This window comes from Brevibacterium sp. AGC70, from assembly GCF_057334195.1.
Genome location: NZ_JBHFIH010000015.1, coordinates 62,216 through 81,338, shown reverse-complemented (window position 1 = coordinate 81,338; position 19,123 = coordinate 62,216). Strand labels below are relative to the sequence as shown.

Annotated in this window: 18 protein-coding genes; 14 read left to right on the top strand and 4 right to left on the bottom strand. The window is 64.9% G+C overall.

Features of this window, described 5'->3' with window-relative positions; translation table 11 throughout:
* Positions 1-25 precede the first annotated feature (25 nt).
* On the bottom strand, positions 26-1,348 hold the full coding sequence (locus tag ACE03M_RS13325) for an MFS transporter (protein WP_485934394.1): 1,323 nt from the start codon (positions 1,346-1,348) through the stop codon (positions 26-28).
* Between the two features lie 123 nt (positions 1,349-1,471).
* On the opposite strand from ACE03M_RS13325, the gene ACE03M_RS13320 reads away from it, so the two are divergent.
* The 3 genes from ACE03M_RS13320 to ACE03M_RS13310 are packed head-to-tail and all read left to right on the top strand — an operon-like array spanning position 1,472 to position 3,568.
* Positions 1,472-2,221 carry an IclR family transcriptional regulator gene (locus tag ACE03M_RS13320; RefSeq protein WP_143920717.1) on the top strand — a complete coding sequence of 250 codons (750 nt, stop codon included), beginning with the start codon at positions 1,472-1,474 and terminating at the stop codon, positions 2,219-2,221.
* A 2-nt stretch (positions 2,222-2,223) separates the two neighbouring features.
* Positions 2,224-2,721: a type II 3-dehydroquinate dehydratase gene (gene aroQ, locus ACE03M_RS13315; RefSeq protein WP_485934559.1), complete on the top strand. Its 498-nt coding sequence runs from the start codon at positions 2,224-2,226 to the stop codon at positions 2,719-2,721.
* Positions 2,722-2,725: 4 nt separating this feature from the next.
* Positions 2,726-3,568 carry a shikimate dehydrogenase gene (locus ACE03M_RS13310; RefSeq protein ID WP_485934393.1) on the top strand — a complete coding sequence of 281 codons (843 nt, stop codon included), beginning with the start codon at positions 2,726-2,728 and terminating at the stop codon, positions 3,566-3,568.
* Between the two features lie 47 nt (positions 3,569-3,615).
* Here ACE03M_RS13310 and ACE03M_RS13305 read toward each other — a convergent pair whose 3' ends face one another.
* Positions 3,616-4,380: a DedA family protein gene (locus tag ACE03M_RS13305; protein ID WP_143920713.1), complete on the bottom strand. Its 765-nt coding sequence runs from the start codon at positions 4,378-4,380 to the stop codon at positions 3,616-3,618.
* Between the two features lie 148 nt (positions 4,381-4,528).
* Between ACE03M_RS13305 and ACE03M_RS13300 the strand changes: the two genes are divergently transcribed.
* The 9 genes from ACE03M_RS13300 (at position 4,529) to ACE03M_RS13260 (ending at position 15,079) form a co-directional block, all read left to right on the top strand.
* Positions 4,529-4,906 (top strand): hypothetical protein, encoded by a 378-nt coding sequence (locus tag ACE03M_RS13300; RefSeq protein WP_485934392.1) that lies wholly within the window; start codon positions 4,529-4,531, stop codon positions 4,904-4,906.
* Entirely contained in the window at positions 4,827-6,350 is a 1,524-nt protein-coding gene (locus ACE03M_RS13295) for a sensor histidine kinase (RefSeq protein ID WP_485934390.1), read from the top strand. Before ACE03M_RS13300 ends, ACE03M_RS13295 begins: the two co-directional genes overlap by 80 nt.
* Positions 6,347-7,006, top strand: a complete 660-nt coding sequence (locus ACE03M_RS13290; RefSeq protein ID WP_143920710.1) for a response regulator transcription factor — start codon at positions 6,347-6,349, stop codon at positions 7,004-7,006. Before ACE03M_RS13295 ends, ACE03M_RS13290 begins: the two co-directional genes overlap by 4 nt.
* Positions 7,007-7,075: 69 nt before the next feature.
* The gene (locus tag ACE03M_RS13285; RefSeq protein WP_485934388.1) at positions 7,076-8,314 is read left to right on the top strand and encodes a glycosyltransferase family protein; all 1,239 of its coding nucleotides are present in this window, start codon (positions 7,076-7,078) and stop codon (positions 8,312-8,314) included.
* Positions 8,304-9,704, top strand: coding sequence for a glycosyltransferase (locus ACE03M_RS13280; protein ID WP_485934386.1), 1,401 nt, complete (start codon positions 8,304-8,306; stop codon positions 9,702-9,704). Before ACE03M_RS13285 ends, ACE03M_RS13280 begins: the two co-directional genes overlap by 11 nt.
* Complete coding sequence (locus tag ACE03M_RS13275) at positions 9,701-10,957, top strand: glycosyltransferase family 4 protein (RefSeq protein WP_485934384.1); 1,257 nt, start codon at positions 9,701-9,703, stop codon at positions 10,955-10,957. The genes ACE03M_RS13280 and ACE03M_RS13275 overlap by 4 nt, the downstream gene beginning before the upstream one ends.
* Positions 10,954-12,810 (top strand): ABC transporter ATP-binding protein, encoded by a 1,857-nt coding sequence (locus ACE03M_RS13270; RefSeq protein ID WP_143920701.1) that lies wholly within the window; start codon positions 10,954-10,956, stop codon positions 12,808-12,810. The genes ACE03M_RS13275 and ACE03M_RS13270 overlap by 4 nt, the downstream gene beginning before the upstream one ends.
* Positions 12,807-14,054, top strand: a complete 1,248-nt coding sequence (locus ACE03M_RS13265) for a phosphotransferase (protein ID WP_485934382.1) — start codon at positions 12,807-12,809, stop codon at positions 14,052-14,054. Before ACE03M_RS13270 ends, ACE03M_RS13265 begins: the two co-directional genes overlap by 4 nt.
* Positions 14,054-15,079: a phosphotransferase gene (locus tag ACE03M_RS13260; protein WP_485934380.1), complete on the top strand. Its 1,026-nt coding sequence runs from the start codon at positions 14,054-14,056 to the stop codon at positions 15,077-15,079. The genes ACE03M_RS13265 and ACE03M_RS13260 overlap by 1 nt, the downstream gene beginning before the upstream one ends.
* Before the next feature lie 27 nt (positions 15,080-15,106).
* On the opposite strand, the gene mgrA is transcribed toward ACE03M_RS13260, so the two are convergent.
* Positions 15,107-16,147 carry an L-glyceraldehyde 3-phosphate reductase gene (gene mgrA / locus ACE03M_RS13255; RefSeq protein WP_485934378.1) on the bottom strand — a complete coding sequence of 347 codons (1,041 nt, stop codon included), beginning with the start codon at positions 16,145-16,147 and terminating at the stop codon, positions 15,107-15,109.
* A gap of 162 nt (positions 16,148-16,309) precedes the next feature.
* Complete coding sequence (locus ACE03M_RS13250) at positions 16,310-16,972, bottom strand: VOC family protein (protein ID WP_143920693.1); 663 nt, start codon at positions 16,970-16,972, stop codon at positions 16,310-16,312.
* Positions 16,973-17,121: 149 nt separating this feature from the next.
* Between ACE03M_RS13250 and ACE03M_RS13245 the strand changes: the two genes are divergently transcribed.
* Positions 17,122-17,895 (top strand): GntR family transcriptional regulator, encoded by a 774-nt coding sequence (locus ACE03M_RS13245; RefSeq protein WP_485934376.1) that lies wholly within the window; start codon positions 17,122-17,124, stop codon positions 17,893-17,895.
* A complete protein-coding gene (locus tag ACE03M_RS13240; RefSeq protein ID WP_485934374.1) occupies positions 17,892-19,076 on the top strand; it encodes an anhydro-N-acetylmuramic acid kinase in 1,185 nt (394 codons plus the stop codon). The genes ACE03M_RS13245 and ACE03M_RS13240 overlap by 4 nt, the downstream gene beginning before the upstream one ends.
* Positions 19,077-19,123: the final 47 nt, after the last annotated feature.

The window sequence follows — 19,123 nt, the reverse complement described above, 5'->3', positions numbered from 1 at the left end:
CAGTTCTTCGTCACCGGCACGCTCCTCAGTGTGAGCGCGCAGCGTGGACTGTGTCGATCTCATCGAGGCTCAGACCCTTGGTCTCCTTCGCCGTCATCGCGGCCAGCGCGGTGAATACGCAGACACCGGCGGTGAACCCGGCGACGGAGATCCAATTCTCTCCCGAGGCGCCGGCGACGGCTGAGGCCAGCACCGGGGCGAGCCCGCCGGAGACGGCGAAGCCGATCTGCGTGCCCAGGGCCAACCCGGTGACGCGAACGGTGGTGGGGAACATCTCCGCGTAGAACGAGGGCCAGATCGAGTTGGCCATCGAGTAGGCGCAGCCGGACATGATCGCACCGCAGATGAAGATGAGGGTCCAGTTTCCGCTCGAGACCGCAGCCAGGTAGGGGAACATCATCAATCCGGCGCCCAAGGCTCCGATGATGAATACGGGTTTGCGGCCGATTCGGTCAGAGAGGATCGCGGCGGCCGGGATTGCGAGCAGAGCCACCCCATTGGCGATGACCGAGACCAGTAGCATGGTCGACCGTTCGAGCCCGACGATCGAGGTGGCGAACGACAGCGACCAGACGGTGAAGACCATGTTCACGGTGTTGACCATGGCACAGGCTGCCACTCGCAGAATCGCGGCTTTGTGCCAACGGAAGACCGCCATCAGCGGAGGATGCTCATTGCGAGCTTCCTTGAAGGCAGGCGGCTCGTCCAGGCCGCGGCGAATCAGCCAGGCGGTCAGCACCACGAATGCCGAGAGCCAGAATGGTACGCGCCAGCCCCAGCTGAACAGCGCCTCCTCGGGGAGGAAGGCTGTGAAGGGGATGAAGACCGCGGTCGCCAGGAGGGTGCCAGCCTGGGTGCCGTGCAGCGTCCAGCTCGTCGTCCAGGCGCGCTTGGTCTCCTCCGAGTGCTCGAGGGAGACGCTGATCGCGCTCGCCTGCTCTCCGGCAGCGGAGAGCCCCTGGACCACTCGGCACAGCACCAGCAGTGCCGGCGCGAGATATCCGATCTGGTCAAAGGTGGGCAGGCAGCCGACGACGAAGGTCGAAAACCCCATGAGGAACAAGGTGAGCATGAGGACGAACTTCCGTCCGAACCGGTCGCCCAGGGGCCCCATGACGAGGGCACCCAGCGGGCGAACCACATATGCGACGCCGACGGTGCCCATCGCCAGAAGGATGGCCATTCCCGGAGCGGTCGTGTCTGGGAAGAACAGAACGTTGAGGACCAGGGCTGCGGCGGTTCCGTATACCGCGAAGTCGTAGTACTCGAGAGCCGAGCCAGTCCAGCTCGACAGTGCCGCCCTCAGCGGGGTCTTGGCGGGACGAGCGTCATCGGTCGCGTTGATCATGCTTCCTCGCATTTCTCTATTGCCATAATATGGAAGTAGTTGTTACAGTGTGGTTTACAGTGTGATCGAAATGACATAGTCTGTCAACGTTCAGTTCACTCAAGCGAGCCAAGGAGGCGAAGAATGCCGGCAAAGGGATCCAACTCCGTGACCAAGGCCTTCGAAATGCTCGAACTCCTCGGTGACCATGCAGAGGGCATCAGCGCCGCCAGAGCCGCAGAGCTCACCGGCCATCCTTTCAGCACCGCCTACAGGCTGCTCGGCGGGCTCGTCGAGACCGGATACGCGGACTACGAGCCCTCCACCAAGGCCTACACCCTGGGGTTGGAGGTCTTCCGTCTCGGGCAGAAGGTTGCCCATCGTCGCGGCTTCGCCGGATCGTCCAAAGACCTGCTGCAGGCACTGACGGCGTCTACGGGGGAGTCGAGCATCCTCTCCGTTCGCCGCGGCAATGCCGCGCTCACGGTGATCACCGTCGATGGCCCGCAGTTCCGGACGACGACGGATCCCGGCGACGATTCGCCGCTGCACACCTCGGCGTTGGGGCAGGCGCTCCTCGCCCACGACCCCAACAGCGATGACACGATCGGTGAGCTCGAACTGGAGCCGCGGACTCCGAACTCCATCACCGATCCCGTACAGCTGCGAACCAAGCTCGAACAGATCCGCGCCACCGGCTGGGCGGGGCAGTCTGAGGAGAACGACATCGGCATGAACGCCCTGGCCGTACCCGTCTTCGACCTCGACGGTCGCCTGCTGGCGGCCCTTGCATTGGCCGCACCGGTGTTCCGCCGAACCTTGGACGAGCTCATCGAATTCGTCCCCCAGCTGACCGAGACGGCGGCCGCGATCGCCGCCAGATTGCCCAGGTGACCATGCAGACCGTCCTCATCCTCAACGGACCCAACCTCAACCTCCTCGGCGTGCGCGAACCTGAAATCTACGGCCGCACCACACTGGCCGATATCGAGGACATGTGCACCGCAAGCGCCGCCGAGGCTGGCCTGGGCGTTCGGTGTATCCAGAGCAACCACGAGGGCGAGCTCATCGATGCCGTGCACGAGGCCCGAGAGACCACCGTGGGTGCCATCATCAACGCCGGCGCCTACACGCACACGTCTCTGGCGCTCCATGATGCGCTCAAGTCCTATGATCATCCGATCATCGAAGTGCACCTGAGCAATCCGCATGCCCGCGAATCATTCCGTCACCACTCCTACCTCTCACCCGTGGCAGCCGCGGTGATCACCGGTGCCGGAGCCAAGGGGTATGTGCACGCGATGGAGATCCTGGCCGACAAGCTCGGCACCGCGGCTGGCTCAACAGCGGCGACCACGTCAGACACGAACACCACACGCACCACACGAAAGTGAGACTATGACCCGGTCACTGCTCCTGGGACTCATCGGCGAAGGCATCTCCGCCTCCCGCACCCCGCGCATGCACGAGAATGAAGGCGCTGCGCATGATCTGACCACGATCTACCGCACGATCGACATCGCCGAGGAGCGACTGGCCTCTGTGCCGCTGACTGAACTGCTGACATCGGCGGTGAACCTCGGCTTCGACGGACTCAACATCACTCACCCCTTCAAACAGCAGGTCATCGACCACCTCGATGAGGTTGCCCCCGGCGCTCGCCGGATCGGCTCGGTCAATACGGTCGTCATCGACGAAGCTGGACGGACGACCGGTCACAACACCGACGTCACCGGGTTCGCACGAGGATTCGAAGCCGGACTTGACGGTGCTGCAAGGAATCGCGTCGTGCAGATCGGTGCAGGCGGAGCAGGACGCGCCGTCGCCTTCGCGCTGTCAGAGCTGGGGGTCAAGGACCTCGTCATCGCCGACATCAGTGCACAGCGAGCTCAGGATCTGGCCACCGAGATCGGGGACCACGTCCGCGCGATCTCAACTCAAGAGCTGGAGCCGGCCATCACCTCGGCGGAGGGGATCGTCAACGCCACCCCGGTCGGCATGGCGGCCTTTCCTGGGACGCCCTTCGACACCGGGCTGCTGGATCCGCAGACCTGGGTCGCCGATGTCGTGTACTTCCCACTTGAGACCCAACTGCTCCGGGAGGCCATGGACAAGGGGTGCCGGACTCTCGACGGTTCAGGTATGGCCGTCAACCAGGCGATCGACGCCTTCGAACTCTTCAGCGGATGCAAGGCCGATCCGACGCGGATGCGCGAGACCTTCCTGTCCTTCGGCGCCTGAGTTCGACCTCCACTGAGCCCGCGATCACCGAGGCGTGAAGCGGCGGCTCACTGTGCGTTCTTCTGCTTGCGATATTCCCGGATATAGGTGATGACGAAGATGCCGACGATGATCGCCAAGGTCAGCCACAGCGCGTACTTGTCGACGACTTTGAGCACATCGACGGCGGCCTCACCGAGCTGATAGCCCAAGGTCGTCCAGATGATGGTGAAGAGCAGGCACCCCAGGAGGTCGGCGATGAGGAACAGTGACAGTCGCATCCGCGTCCAACCGGCGACGAGGTAGACGAGGGTTCCCGGTACTCCCGGGCACCGCGAGACGATGGTCATGAGGAACAGAGCCCAGTTGGGGATCCGCTTGAGGGATTCGATTCGCTTGAGCTGTCGTTCGTTCTGGGCGAAGAGCCGCAGGATTCCGTCGCCCCAGCGTCGGCCGGCCAGCCAGAACGCCCAGTCGAGTTTCGCCATTCCGATGAATCCCGCAACGACGACGAGCCACAGCGGAATCTCGCCGATGCGGGCGTAGGCTCCGGCCGCGACGACCGCGGTCTTCGCCCCGTTGATGAATTCCTGCAGCACCGGTGCGTTGACCAGCATCCAAGGGCGCAGCGGCATGAGGCCCAGGTAGACGAGGGGGACGCCGATGATGAGGAAGAGCAGCACCTTGTCCAGGCGCGAGGCCTTGCCCTGCCATGGTTTGAGCGCGGCCCAGGGGCTCTCGTCCGAGGAGTCAGTGCGGCTCTCGTCGGAGGAGTCAGGGCTTTCGGATTCCTCGAACCGGGCCTCGTCATCGGGCAGACGGTTCTCACTCATCAATGGCTCCTGCATGGGGCTGTGCGGACGGCGCTCACGGTATCACAGCGACTCAGGTGATCCCTGGCAGTGCGCGGATGATCTGTCTAAGAAGACTCTCATCGCTGATCGCTCGACAAACCCTCCGGCCTTGGGCAGTGTTGAGAGCGTGGAAGGAAGATCGAAGATTCTGGGCTCGGTGGTGGCCGCTCTGGTGATCGTGCTCGCAGTTCTCACGGTCATCATCGTCAGGAGCTCCGCTCAGCCGGAGCCGCCAGATCTCACCCCGGTCGAAGTCACCCCCGAGACCTCGGCACCCTCGAAGGCCGATGGACCTGCCGATCAACCCACCGGGTCGACCAATTCCTCCGATTCTTCCGGTGAGTCAACTGTGCCCGACGAACTCGAACATTCCTATGAGCCGGTGCCCAACCCGCCGCGCGAAGTGCCCGCCGATTCCGACGACGATGACCACGGCGACGACGACGATGACCACGACGACGACGATGACCACGACGGCGACGACGGCGACGACGATGACGACTGAACGTCGAATCCGGATGACCGTCCAGAATCGACTGACGATCACGGTCGCCATTCTCTCCGTACTCGCTCTCACCGTCGTCGGGCTCGTCCTCTACACCGTCGAAGCGAACAACGTCGAGGGTCGGAACACGGCCGCCATGGCTCAGGAGATCGCAGAGATGCGCTCCTTCGCCCAGAACGGTGTAGACCCCGAGACCGGGGAGCGCTTCACCTCTGTCGACCAGATCCTCAGCCAGTTCCTCGCCCAGAATCGGCCAGACGAAGATGAGACCCTGTTCGCCTTCCTCACCGACGGTCGTGTCCTCTACCAGGGGGAGCCGAATTCCGCGGTGAACGGTTCCGCAGAGTTCGAGAAGGCCGTGGCCGGAGTGTCCGCCGACGGCGGCGAGATCAACCTGACGATCGACGGCGACGAATACGAGGGCTACGTACTGCCGATCACCTCCGGACCCGGTGGAGACACACCCGGCGGAGACACGGCCGGTGGATCCAAGTCGGGCGCGGACAACGGCTTGGGGTCGTTCGTCGTCGTGCACAACGTCACCGCCAGCCACGCCGATCTCTCGCAGGTCATGCAGATCTACATCGTCGTCGCACTGGCCGCTGCGTTGCTCATCTCGGGAATCTCTTCGGTGCTGGCCAGGCGGCTTCTGGCTCCGGTCACCGAGTTGCGGCAGACAGCACAGTCGATCTCCGGCGGCGATCTCAGCAGCCGGCTCGCCACACGAGGTAATGACGACATCGCCGAGCTCGGACGCACATTCAATGATATGCTCGACCGCCTCGAAGCCTCTTTCGAGACGCAGAAGCGCTTCCTCGACGACGTCGGTCATGAGCTCCGCACGCCCCTGACCATCCTCAGCGGCCATCTTGAGACCATGGACTCCAGCGACGTCGATGATGTCGATGAGACTCGGACGATGCTGCTCGATGAAACCGACAGGATGGCCCGCCTCGTCGAGGAGCTGCTCATTCTGGCGCGTTCTCGTCGCCCCGACTTCGTTCGACCGGGCCAGGTCGACGTACCTTCGCTGCTCAATGAGACTCTGGCTAAGGCCAAAGGGCTGGGACAGCGTGGTTGGAAGGTCGAGACTCCACCGGCCGTCGTGCTCACCGCTGATCGACAGCGGCTGACGCAGGCTCTGCTGCAGTTGGCCGCAAACGCCTTCGAACACACCGAGGTGGATCAGTCGATCACCTTCGGCGCCGGCGTCGACGGTGACAGCGTCCATCTCTGGGTTCGCGACGAAGGCAGCGGCGTCCCGGATGAGATCGCAGCCGACATCTTCGAACGATTCAGCCGAGGGTCGACCGAGGGACACGGTTTCGGCCTCGGACTGTCCATCATCATGGCCATCGCCGAGGCGCACGGAGGGACCGTCGTCCTCGATCACGTATCCAGGGGCGCCCAGTTCCGAATGATCCTGCCGAAAGGACCGCAGTGAACAGAATTCTCGTTGTCGAAGATGAGGAGCGGATCTCCGCCTTCATCGCCAAGGGACTCAAAGCCGCAGGCTTCAGCACGGAGATCGCCGCCGATGGGATCTCGGGCCGAGACCTGGCGCTGACAGGAGACTTCGACCTGCTCGTCCTCGACATCGGGCTGCCGGGTCTCGACGGATTCAGCGTTCTCGGCCAGCTTCGCACACAGCGCCCCGACCTTCCTGTCCTCGTGCTCACCGCACGTGACAACGCAGACGACACGATCTTCGCGTTGGAGTCCGGCGCTGCCGACTATATGATCAAGCCCTTCCGCTTCGGCGAGCTGCTGGCCCGCATCAGACTGCGGCTCAAGGAGACGATCATCGAAGCTCCTAAGACAGAACTCGTTCGCGGAGATGTGCACGTCGACCTCCTCAGACGGCAGGTGTGGGTGGCTGGGAAGATCGTCGACCTTTCTGCCCGTGAGCTGTCATTGGCAGAGATCCTGCTGCAGAACCGCGGCAATGTGCTCTCGCGGGAACAGCTGCTCTCACATGTGTGGGGCTTCGACTTCGATCCCGGTTCCAATGTCGTCGACGTCTATGTCGGCTATCTGCGCAAGAAGCTGGGCAGCGACTTCGTCACCACCGTGCGCGGGTTCGGTTACCGCGTGGACTGAATGCGAGCCTAAGAGTCTTCTCATCTGCGTCTTAACTCCACCTTAATCAGGCAGACCAGGATGAAGAGTATGAATTCCACTCTGAGAATCGCATTGTTCTCCCACGACTCCCTGGGGCTGGGACACATCCGCCGGAACCGTGCCTTGGCCTTCGCTCTGGCCAAGGACCTTCCCACGCTGACCGGACGCAGAGTGAGCGGGCTGCTCATCGCAGGCAACCCCGAGGCCACTCGCTTCGATCTCCCCGCCGGATGGGACTGGGTGATTCTGCCCGGTGTGACCCCATCTGCTGGAGGCTACGAGCCCCGGGCATTGGCCTCGTCGATGGAAGGGCTCAGCGCCCTGCGGGCCGCAGCGATCACCGCGATCCTCGACCAGCAGGACCCTGAGCTCTTCATCGTCGATCGCCACCCCTTCGGCATCGACGGCGAACTGAACGACGCACTCGACCACGTCAGGGCTCGCGGGTGCCGCACGGTCCTTGGCCTGCGCGAGGTCCTCGACACCCCCTCGGTGATCGAACGCGAATGGGATCTTGTCGGCGGAGCCGGCGTCGTCGCTGATGCCTTCGACGAGGTCTGGATCTACGGTGACCCGGACGTCTACGACCCAAGGGCGACCGGTGAAGTGCCAGAGGAACTTGCGCGCATCGCGGAATGCACCGGATACCTGGCCATGGAACGCCCCGCGGAACACTCCGTGGAACGTGCGGCGACAACGCATGGACGGTTCGTCCTCACCTGCCTGGGAGGAGGCTCCGACGGCGCCGACCTCGCATCGATCGCGGTACGTGCGCGTCCACCGGCGGGCCACACTCACCTGGTCGTGACGGGTCCCCAGATGGACTTCGCCGAGTTCGAAGCTCTCAAACGATCCGCGTCGGAGTCGACCATCGTCATCCGACACAGCGACGACGTTCCCGGCCTCATCGACCGGGCATCCGCACTCGTCTGCATGGGCGGATACAACACCATCAGCGAGGTGATCGCGACGACGACTCCGGCCCTCGTCGTCCCCCGGAACGGGCATCGTGCCGAGCAGCCCCGGCGGGCATCTGCGCTTGCCGCGGTCGGCGCGATCGACACACTGTCCATTGATCGGATGAGCGCAACGGCACTCAGCGATTGGTTCAGCCGGCAGGTCGATCGCTCTATCGACCGCTCGCACATCGACCTGGCCGGACTGGCCTCGGTCGCGCACCTCGCTGCCGAACTCATCGGCCCGCACGTCACCGCCATCATCCCCGACCACAGTCCCGCGGCCTTCGGCGCCGTCGCTTCAATCGAGGAGGCCAGCTATGCAGGCTGAACACGCACTCACACACGGGCCCACAACTGCGCACTTGAACACCAAACGCGCCTACGTCCTGAAGATGTACCCGCGCTTCTCCGAGACCTTCATCGTCTCCGAGATCCTCGCCAGGGAGGCTGCGGGGGAGGAGCTGATCATCTTCTCCCTGCGGCCGAGCACCGATACCCGCTTCCACCCGGAGCTGGCCAGGGTCAAGGCCCCTGTCATCCACGTCGAACGGCCCTCGAGCGCCCGCAGCTTCTGGCAGACTTGGCAGGAGAACATGCAGGATCCGAGGATCGCCGCTGGACTCAGGGCCCACCTCGGCGACATCGCAGAGCTGAGCCACGACGATGCCGTCCAGGCTACTGCCGTGGCCCGCTTGGCACTCGACCACGAGGTCACCCACCTCCACGCCCACTTCGCGTCGGTGGCGACGACGGTGGCTCGGGCCGCCTCGGCGCTGACGGGGATCGCATATTCGTTCACCACGCATGCGAAGGACATCTTCCATGAGAGCGTCGAACTCGACGATCTGAGCAGGAAGGTCGCCGACGCCGACCACGTCATCGCCATCAGCGACTACAACCACAGCTACCTGCGCCGCACCCTCGGCCCTGAGCTCAGCGAGCGGATCGTCGTCGTGCGCAACGGTCTCGAACTCGACCGTTTCCCCTATCGTCCCGAGATCGCCGAGCGACCAAGCGGTGCGGCGCAGGCGATTCCCTCGCTTCTGGCCGTCGGCCGTCTCGTTGAGAAGAAGGGATTCGCGCATCTGCTCACCGCGCTCGCCCGGCTGCGCGACAGCGGCCTGCCCTGTCACCTCGATCTTGTCGGTACGGGTCCGCTTGAGGACGAACTGCGCGAGCTCATCGTCACCAGCCACCTCACCGAGCTCGTCGATATGCACGGAGCGCTGACCCAGTCCGAAGTCCGCGAGATGTTCGTCAGTCACGACCTCCTCGTCGCCCCGTTCGTCGTCGGCGCCGACGGCAATGCCGATGGCCTGCCGACCGTCCTGCTCGAAGGCATGGCCACCGGAATCCCGTGCATCGCCGGTACAGTCACGGCCGTGCCCGAGGTCATCATCAACGATGAGACCGGGTGGCTGGTCGAGGGGGATGCCCCCGACCAGATCGCAGCCACCATCGCCGAGGTGGTCCATCGTCTGCAGGAGAATCCTGCTTCCGTACGAGAGATCACCGATGCTGCTCGCCGCCTCGTGTGCCGAGAGCACGACTCACGCTCCCAGGCCCGCGAACTTGCCGACCTGGTGACTGGCGCAATCGCGACCGAGACTCCGGCGGCACACGTGCTCGGTCAGGCCGCATCGAACACTGGTCACCCCGCGCCGAACTCCGGCGAAGCCACGCCGAATGCCGATCGAGAATTGGAGCATGTGTCATGAGAATCGCCTATATTCTGCTCGACCCGGGCATCGGAGTATTCGGCACCAAAGGCGCAAGCGTCCACGTGCAGGAAGTCATCCGCACCTTCAGAAGCCTCGGGCACGATGTCAGCGTCTTCTGCACCCGCACCGATGACGACGTGCCGACCGACCTCGCCGATCTCAACGTCACCCGCCTCAAGGTGCCCGGCGGTCTTGATCGAAGCCAACGGGAGATGGCGCTCATGCGCCTGTCCGACATGCTCGCTGATATGGTCGTCGACACCGCTTCTGCTCCGGATGCGGGAACTGACCAGGCCTTCGACCTCGTCTACGAACGGTATTCGCTGTTCTCCACCGCCGGAGCACAGATCAGCAGTCGCCTCGGCGTGCCTCTGGTCCTCGAGGTCAACGCACCTCTGCTCGCCGAGCAGAAACAGCATCGCGGTCTCGTCCACGATGCACATGCCGCTCGGACCACAGCCCACTGCTTCGTCGAAGCCGAGCGGATCGTCTGTGTCAGTTCCGCTGTTGCCGCCTGGGTGGAGCGGGACTACCCGGGACTGCGCGATGTCTCGGTGGTCCCCAACGGTGTGAACACGGAACGGATCACTCCGGCACAATCGTCCGAAGGGATGGGCAGCCTCGGCGAGGAACCAAGCCTGGGCGAAGAACCAGGTCACGATCGACCCGTGCCAGGTCACAATCGACCTGTGCCAAGTCACGATCGACCTGTGCGGATCGGATTCGTGGGAACCCTCAAACCCTGGCACGGCACCGACCGACTCATCGAGGCCTGTGCCGATCTGCGCGGGAACTTCCATCTCGATATCCTCGGGCACGGGCCGGAGGCGGAGGCTCTGCAGAAGCAGGCGAAGACTCTTCGCCTCGGTGACCGCGTGACCTTCCACGGGGCGCTCGCCCCAGCAGAGATTCCTGTCCGACTGCGCACCTTCGATATTGCTGTGGCCCCGTACCCGGCAGGGGAGAACTACTTCTCGCCGCTGAAGATCTACGAGTACCTGGCAGCGGGACTGCCCATCGTCGCCTCGGCGATCGGTTCGATTCCCGAGGTCCTCGACGGGACCGGTGCGGCAGCGCTTGTGCCTGCCGGCGACTCCAGTGCGCTGGCCGGTGCCCTGCAGGACCTCATCGACGACGCCGCGGCGAGGCAGCGGATGGGTGCTGCCGCTCGCGCCGAAGCACTTGCCCATCATTCGTGGACCAGTCGGTGCCAGGAGATACTGGCGCCGTTCGTGTTGGAGTCGGTATGAGTCAGACCTCGAAAACGAATAGGGCCAGGACCAAGATCTCCCCCGGGGCACTGAAGCGAACCCTGCGGATCCTCACCCCGCACCTGGGCCAGCATAAGTGGCTCATCCTCGGCGGGCTGGCCGCGCTGTTCTGCGACGTCATCTTCCGCATCCTCGAGCCATGGCCGCTCAAGATCGCCATCGATGCCGTGACCGCGGCCCTGGGCGCAGAGATCGGGCCGACCATCGGCGTCGGATCGAACGTCGGGATGACCTTGGCAGCGGCCGCGATCGGTCTGGCGGTCATCGTGGCAGGCCGAGCCGTGGCGAACTATGCCTCGACCATCTGCTTCGCCCTTGTCGGCGCCCGAGTCGCGACCCAGCTGCGCTCGCGGGTCTTCGAGCATGTGCAGGCTCTGTCGCTGAAGTACCACTCGCGGGCCTCGATCGGAGACACCTCCCAGCGCCTCGTCGGCGATATCGGACGCCTCCAGGAAGTGGCGGTGACAGCAGGTCTTCCGCTGGTGGGCAACGTCATCACCCTGGCCGTCCTCCTCGTCGTCATGGTCATCCTCGACCCGGTGCTCAGCGCCATCGTGCTCATCACCGCAGCGATCTACGGGGTGCTGTCGAAGATCGCGACCCCGAAGATCACGACAGCCTCCCGCTCAACCCGCAAGGGCGAAGGAAGGCTCGTGGGCTCCGCCGCCGAAGCGCTGGGCGCCATCCGCGTCGTCCAGGCCTATGGTCTCGAGGGCACCGTGGCCCGCGAATTCTCCAATGGAAACGAACGCGCGCTCAAGGCGGGTGTGCGTGCCCGTCGTCTGGCCGCGGGGCTGGAACGATCAACCGACGTGCTCGTCGGCGTCTCCCAGGCTCTGGTGCTCATCTTCGGCAGCTACCAGGTGCTGCGCGGGGCCATGTCCCCCGGGGACCTGGTGCTGTTCCTGATGTACCTCAAGATCGCGATGAAGCCGCTGCGCGATATGGCCAAATACACTGGCCGCATCGCCCGAGCCACCGCGTCTGGGGAACGGATCGCCGACCTCCTCGACGAACCGATCGAGATTGCTGATGTCCCCGGCGCTCTGACCATGGGGCCCGTCGTCGGTGATGTTGTATTCGACCGCATCACCTCAGCGGACGGCCATGGGAATCCGCTGTTCAACGATTTCAATCTGCTGATCCCTGCGGGGCAGAAGGTGGGGATCCTCGGCGCCTCCGGAGCCGGGAAGTCCACGTTGATGAGTTACCTGCTGCGGCTCTCACAGCCGGAATCGGGGTCGATATTCATCGACGGCTACGACACGCACAACGTCACCAGGTCCTCCCTGCGCTCGAACGTGTCGGTGCTCCTGCAGGAATCGGTTCTGTTCGCCGCGACCGTGCGGGAGAACATCCGCTACGGCCGTCTGGATGCCACCGACGCCGAGGTGGAAGACGCGGCTCGTGCGGCCCAGGCCGAGGAGTTCATCTTGGGATTGCCCGAGGGGTATGACACCGTGTTGGGCAACCGGGGTGACACGCTCTCCGGTGGGCAGCGACAGCGTCTGGCGATCGCCAGGGCATTGGTTCGTGACGCACCTGTCGTAGTCTTCGACGAGGCGACTTCCGGTCTTGACCCGCAGACCCGCGGGCAGGTCGCGGGTTCGGTGTCGAAGCTGACCGAAGGACGGACGAGCATCGTCATCACTCACGACCTGGCGATGATCCGCGACCTCGACCGGGTGCTGTGGCTCGAGGACGGGCAGATCGTCGAAGACGGATCGCTGAGCGAATTGGCCAGTGACTCGGACACCAGAATCGCTCGCTGGATGCGCACGCAGGCCGAGGATTCCCAGATGGGGAACACTCTCAAGGAGGTGACGGGATGACGAATCTCCAGAGCATGGATGAGGCAACCGCAGAATTCGCTGGCCTGCCGTATGTCACCGAGCTCAGGTCGGCCGAAGCACTGTCTCAGCGTTTGGGATCTGCCGTCGTCCCGACCCGGATTCGGGTCAAACGCGGTCGCAGCGCCATCGTTTCCTGGCAGCGCAAGGGTGAGGGCCGCCTCGGCGGGCTCCATGACTGGGGGTGGAGCGCGGTTGTGACCAGCGCGGACAAACTCGCCAACATCCGCAGGCGGGCCGCCCGCGCAGGCGAGCCGGTGGTCGTTCACGAATGCAGCGAGCCGAGATCCGCCGGTGCCACGGGCAGCGTGCTGCTCAGCGGATCGGTGCTGGCCGATTCGAAGCTGGGTAAGGAGATCGCCCGTGCGATGCAGAGCTTGTCCGGCGCAGACAGCCTCGAGGTGATCGGGTACAACCCGGGCCGGCGCGTCCTGCTCAAACACAGACGGCAGCCGTCGGGCGACTCCGAGTTCATCCGCATCGGCACGCGTTCCCAGCAGCACCTGATCGGGACCGCCGCGCAGTGGGCCAGGTGGGGTCTGCCGACTCTGCCCGTCGAGTCCATCGGCAGCAGGGGTACGGCTGTGCGCTCCCCGTGGTGGGGGACCGGTGACCTCGAGACCCTCCCCGATCTGGCAGTGGCAGAGGAAGTGGGAGTGATCATCGCAGAACTCCACCGCCACACCCCCGCCGAGGTTGTACCTGGCTTCTCGACGTCGCCGATCGATCAAGCAGCTGCGGCCGCGGCAGTGTTGTCGCAGCTGCTGCCGGAGGTCGGCGGCGCGACGGATGGCATCGTCCGGCGACTTCACCATCGGATCGGGAACGAGTGCGGAACGGGGGTCGGCGCTGAAGCCGGCCTGGGTGCTCGCGCTATTCACGGTGACCTCAGTCCCGACCAGGTGCTCGTCGGCCATTCGGAATCTCGCATCATCGACCTCGATCGGGCCGGGGTCGGGCACGTCGGAATGGATCTGGGCAGGTGGGTGGCCGCCTGTCGGCGACATACCGATGTGGCGGCCGAAACCCTCGAAACCGGTTTCCTTGACGGCTACCGGAGCGCCGGAGCGGCCGAGGTCGACGTGGAGGCCTGGGCCGCGTGGGCCACGATCGTCACGGCCCTCGAACCGTGGCGGGCGTGCCGACCGGATTGGCAGCAGGCCACGCTGCAAGCCATCGGCGCTGCGCAGCAGGCGCTGACCGCAAGCGAGAGCCGGGTCTCGTGATGACGTCACGCGTCATTGCCGACGTCGTCACGGTCGACGGTGAGGCATGGGCAGTGCGCCGCGCCTGGCCGACCAGCCGCAATCGGATCGCCATCGAGGCCCAGAAGGGCTCGGAGATCAGAGCCGGCTTCCTCAGTGCCGGACATGTGGACATGCTCGCTGCGGGCAGAGATCCGAAGCTTCCGGGTCTCGAGCGACTCCTCGCCACCACCGGAAACCAGCTGATATCGCACCGGCCAGGAAAGAGAGCCGTCATCCGACTGGCCGAGGGAGGCTTCGCCAAATGTGTGCGCTCGGCACGGGCGGCAGACATCATCGCCGGCCAGGACCGGGCCGAATCCTTCCGGAACGGCTTCGCACTGCCGAACGTCCTTGCATCAGATGACTCAACAGTTGTCCTCAGCACATTGCCGGGTGTTGAACTCCACGATCCGCGGCGCCTTGGCGTTGACTGGGCGCAAGCCTGGACTGATGCCCTCGACGCGTGGGCGCTCGCCGCCGAAGAGACTGTGAGCCCGATGCCTGTTCATTCGGCAGCATCGGAGGTGCAGGTGCTCGAGGAGTGGCGAGATCGCGCCCACGAGATCCTCGGACCACAGCTTGCCGAGGTGGACTCCCTGATCACGGACGTGCGTGCTGATCTCCTCAATGCCGGTGCCGTCCTGACAGGCGAAGGGAACTGGGGGCCGATCCATCGGGACCTCCACGACAAGCAGATCATGTGGGACTCGGTCGCAGGGCCAGGACTGCTCGACGTCGACACCGCCTGCCTGGGCGAACGCGAACTCGACCTCGGCAATCTGTTCGCCCACGCACGGTGGCGCACTCAGCAGCGGATCTGGACGCCAGACGACGCCGAGGTGGTGATCCGGGAGATCTCCCGCGTCACCTCGGCGAGCGGACTCGATCCACGGCGGGTGCGCGCTTATGAGCGCTCAGCACTCGTGCGGCTGGCCTGCGTCTACGCGTTCCGGCCACGATGGAGCTCAATGACAGGCGTTCTGCTTGACGCCGCGCACGAGTAACTCATCAGCAACAGGCTGCCGGGGGTCTCAGTCCTTCGTGCTGCGGCGGGCGTCTCCCCAGATGTCGACGCCGGAATCGATCGCGAACTCATCGATTGCCCTCAGTTCCTCGGTGCTCAGCGGATCCGCGTCGAGGGCGGCGACATTGTGCTCGAGCTGCGAGACACGGCTGGACCCGATGACCAGCGAGGACACACGATCGTCGCGCAGTGCCCAGCTCAGGGCCATCTGTGCCAGCGACTGGCCGCGCGCCGCCGCGATCTCGTTCAGTCCGCGGATGCGCTCGAGGTTGTCCTCGGAGAGGAACCCGTCCTTGAACGACGGGGTGGCCTTGCCTGCGCGTGAGTCGTCGGGGACTCCGCCGAGGTACTTGTCGGTGAGCAGCCCCTGCGCGAGAGGAGAGAACGCGATGACGCCCAAGCCCTCGGACCCAGTGGTATCGAGCAGATCATCCGACTCGATCCAGCGGTTGACCATCGAATAGGAGGGTTGGTGGATGAGCAGCGGTGTGCCCAGGTCCTTCGCCAACGCCGAGGCCCTGGCGGTGTCAGCCGCCGAGTACGAGGAGATGCCCGCGTAGAGGGCACGACCCGAGCGCACCGCGGTGTCGAGCGCGCCGATGGTCTCCTCCAGCGGTGTCGAGGCATCGGGGCGGTGGGAGTAGAAGATGTCGACATAGTCCAGGCCCATTCGCTTCAGCGAGGCGTCGAGGCTGGCGAGCAGGTACTTCCGGCTCCCGCCCGGACCACCGTAGGGCCCTGGATGCATCCCCCAGCCGGCCTTGGTCGAGATGACGAGCTCGTCACGATACGGATGGAGGTCCTCGCGCAGCAGTCGACCGAAGTTCGTCTCGGCCGAGCCGGGCGGAGGTCCGTAGTTGTTCGCGAGGTCGAAATGGGTGATCCCCAGATCGAAGGCCCGACGCACGATGTCGCGCTGATTCTGGAAGGCGACGTCATCGCCGAAGTTGTGCCACAGCCCCAACGACAGAGTGGGAAGAACCAGGCCGGATCGGCCGACCCGGCGATAGGTCATCGATTCATAGCGGTCATCGGCTGCTTGATACACGGTGCCTCCTACGGCGTGAAAAGACTCGAGATGCTGAGCTCAGCTTATGCGAGAACGAGGAACGATTCGCCGGCAGGCCCGGCAGGACTCGCTGGCCCGGCAGGTCCGGCAGGCACAGTGCACCGGCCAGTGCTACGCCTCGGTGACGGTCTCCGGCAGAGGCTAAGGACGATTCTCCAGAGTGCAGACGCATGCGCGATTGCCGTCGGAATCGGCAAGGACGGTGAACGACGGCGCCCGGGACTCGTCGACGACCGTGCCACCGGCCGCGACGGCCGCGCGGATGCGCTCGGGTGCGACCGCACCGGGGACCGAGACGTCGACGTGCAGGCGCTGATGCGGCAGTGCGTGCTCTTCGCAGTCCTGGAACCACAGCAACGGCATCTGCCCGGCGGGGTCGATGACATCGCAGCCGGAGACATTGCTCGCATCGCCGGTGAGCAGGGCGGCCCAGAACGGGGCGATGGCATCTGGGTTCGCTGTGTCCATGCCGAGCTCGAGCAGTGCGGGTACCTTCGGATCCGCATGCACCCCCGCCGAGGCGGCGAGCTCGCTGATCTGCGCCGCGAGCCTGAGATCGCGTTCGGTCACGGCTCCGGTGTCGTGACTGGTCAGGCGGATATCGACATGAGGAAAGGTCAGAGTGACGTCCGGGTGGTGGTTCGCTTCCTCTGCGGCAGCACCGATGCGTGCGACGAGGTCCAGCCCGGTCGCGAAGTCGCCGGTGAGGAAGCGGGCGCCGAGGCAGTCCGGCAGTCCCTGCCAATCGGCGAGACCGTGCGCATCGAGAGTGTCGAGCAGCTTCTGTCCGGTGTATGCAGTCATGCAATCATGCTAGGACCCGGACCGGTGCCTGTGAAGTGGTCGACGGTTCCGACATCAGCGTCTCACGAACCTCTTTCCGAAGTTACGCCACGGATAAAGTCAGACCAGTGGTCTTGATTTTCTCGTGTGTCCTATGCCTCAATGGTCACGTGACTAAATTCCATTCGATTCGGGATCAGCTCCTCGACCGCCTTGAGTCAATGGCCGCCGGCGAGCAGTTCCCACCCGAACGCCAGCTCGCCGAGGCGCTGGGCATCTCGCGTATGACCCTGCGCCGAGCCATCGACGAACTGGTCGCCAAGGGCGTGGTCCGCCGCCGCCACGGTGCTGGTGTGTTCGCCCTCGGCCCAAAGCTCGATCAGCCCCTGGCCGCGAGTTCCTTCACCGAAGACATGCTCGCTCGCGGCATGCGCCCCGGATCTCGTGTGCTCTCCTTCGACGTGACGAAGGCCGGAGCCCACATCGGGCGCAGGCTGCACATCGTCGAAACCGCCGAGGTCATTACGATCCTGCGTCTGCGTCTGGCCGACGAAGAGCCGCTCGCGCTCGAAGAGCTCCATATCCCCTCTGCCCTCGTTCCCGGACTGTGCGCTGAAGACCTTGAGAACAGTTCGTTCTACGAACTGCTGCGCTCGCGCTTCGGCATCGCTCTCAACCACAGCGTGCAGACCATCGAACCGACCCTCCTCGACGCCGATGAGGCGCAGGTTCTCGGCGTCCCCGAACAGTCCCCGGCGCTGCTCTTCGAGCGCACCTCGCGCGGGGCCGAGGGCATTCCCTTCGAATTCGTCCGCTCGGTCTACCGCGGCGACCGCTACAAGATCCGCACCGAACTCACCCTGCCCGACCAGCAGCTCGCCGCGGCTTCGCAGTCGAAGGCAGCGCGGTCCGCAGTCGAACAGCCTCTAGGGGGCCTCTCATGATCATCGCCGGCCTCATGACAGGCACCTCCGCCGACGCCCTCGACGTTCTCCTCGCCGAATTCGCCTACGATCCGCAGAGCACCGAGGCAGACCTGAGAGTCCGCATCCTGGCCAGCCAGGAGCTCGAATTCGATCGCGAGCTGCGGGCCGACATCCTGCTCCTCCTCGAACCCCGCGACGTTCCCCTGTCCCTGGTCTCCAGCGTCGATGCTCGCCTGGGACGGTTCAGTGCCGGGGCACTGCAGCAGGTATGCGCCGAAGCCGGAGTCGACTGCGATCTCGTCGTCTCCCACGGGCAGACGGTGCGCCACGACATCACCGACGGGGCCGTCACCTCGACCCTGCAGATCGGCCAGCCCGCCTGGATCGCCGAGGCCACCGGTTCACCCGTACTCTCCGACGTCCGTGCCCGCGACGTCGCCGCCGGTGGCCAGGGTGCCCCGCTCGTCGGTATCCTCGACGGGCTCCTTGCCGGTGACGTCGAAACACCGACCGCGGTGCTCAACCTCGGCGGGATCGCCAACATCACAGTCCTCGCGCCCGAGAGCGATCCGCTCGCCTTCGACACCGGTCCCGCCAATGCCCTCATCGATATCCTTGCCGGCAGGATCAGCGGCGGAGAAGCCACCTTCGACCGTGACGGCACGCTGGCAGCACGGGGCCGCGTCGACGAGGAACTGCTCACCGAGCTGCTGGCCGATCCGTACTACCGGCTTCCGGCGCCGAAGTCGACGGGCAAGGAACTCTTCCACACCGACTACCTCGACGGTTTCCTCGCCACCAGGGCCCACCTCGGCGAGCATGATGCCATCGCCACTGTCACTCAACTGACCGCACGCACGGTCGCCGAGGCCTGTCGAGGACACGGCGTCACCCGGGTCATCGCCTCCGGTGGCGGAACGCGGAATCCCACGCTGATGCATCGCCTGCGCGCCGAGCTCGGCGATGACGTCACTCTGACCAGCACCGATGAGGAATTCGGCCTCCCTGAGGGCGGCAAAGAAGCATTCCTCATGGCACTTCTGGGATGGCTGACCTGGAACGGGCTGGCCGGAACAGAGCCGAGCCTCACCGGTGCCGGGCGCCCGAGCATCGCTGGGAGACTGAGCCCGGGCAAAAGCTCACTGCGGCTGCCGGAACCGCTGCATCGAAGACCCACTCGTCTGAGAATCCTGCACTGAAGCACACCTCTCGAAGCAACGCACACCCCTTGTACGAAGGAGACACA

Bases quoted from the DNA above. Each gene is read 5' to 3' on its own strand.
- ACE03M_RS13325 (WP_485934394.1), bottom strand. From the start codon at position 1,348: ATGATCAACGCGACCGATGACGCTCGTCCCGCCAAGACCCCGCTGAGG.
- ACE03M_RS13320 (WP_143920717.1), top strand. From the start codon at position 1,472: ATGCCGGCAAAGGGATCCAACTCCGTGACCAAGGCCTTCGAAATGCTC.
- aroQ (WP_485934559.1), top strand. From the start codon at position 2,224: ATGCAGACCGTCCTCATCCTCAACGGACCCAACCTCAACCTCCTCGGC.
- ACE03M_RS13310 (WP_485934393.1), top strand. From the start codon at position 2,726: ATGACCCGGTCACTGCTCCTGGGACTCATCGGCGAAGGCATCTCCGCC.
- ACE03M_RS13305 (WP_143920713.1), bottom strand. From the start codon at position 4,380: ATGAGTGAGAACCGTCTGCCCGATGACGAGGCCCGGTTCGAGGAATCC.
- ACE03M_RS13295 (WP_485934390.1), top strand. From the start codon at position 4,827: ATGACCACGGCGACGACGACGATGACCACGACGACGACGATGACCACG.
- ACE03M_RS13285 (WP_485934388.1), top strand. From the start codon at position 7,076: ATGAATTCCACTCTGAGAATCGCATTGTTCTCCCACGACTCCCTGGGG.
- ACE03M_RS13280 (WP_485934386.1), top strand. From the start codon at position 8,304: ATGCAGGCTGAACACGCACTCACACACGGGCCCACAACTGCGCACTTG.
- ACE03M_RS13275 (WP_485934384.1), top strand. From the start codon at position 9,701: ATGAGAATCGCCTATATTCTGCTCGACCCGGGCATCGGAGTATTCGGC.
- ACE03M_RS13270 (WP_143920701.1), top strand. From the start codon at position 10,954: ATGAGTCAGACCTCGAAAACGAATAGGGCCAGGACCAAGATCTCCCCC.
- ACE03M_RS13265 (WP_485934382.1), top strand. From the start codon at position 12,807: ATGACGAATCTCCAGAGCATGGATGAGGCAACCGCAGAATTCGCTGGC.
- ACE03M_RS13260 (WP_485934380.1), top strand. From the start codon at position 14,054: ATGACGTCACGCGTCATTGCCGACGTCGTCACGGTCGACGGTGAGGCA.
- ACE03M_RS13250 (WP_143920693.1), bottom strand. From the start codon at position 16,972: ATGACTGCATACACCGGACAGAAGCTGCTCGACACTCTCGATGCGCAC.
- ACE03M_RS13240 (WP_485934374.1), top strand. From the start codon at position 17,892: ATGATCATCGCCGGCCTCATGACAGGCACCTCCGCCGACGCCCTCGAC.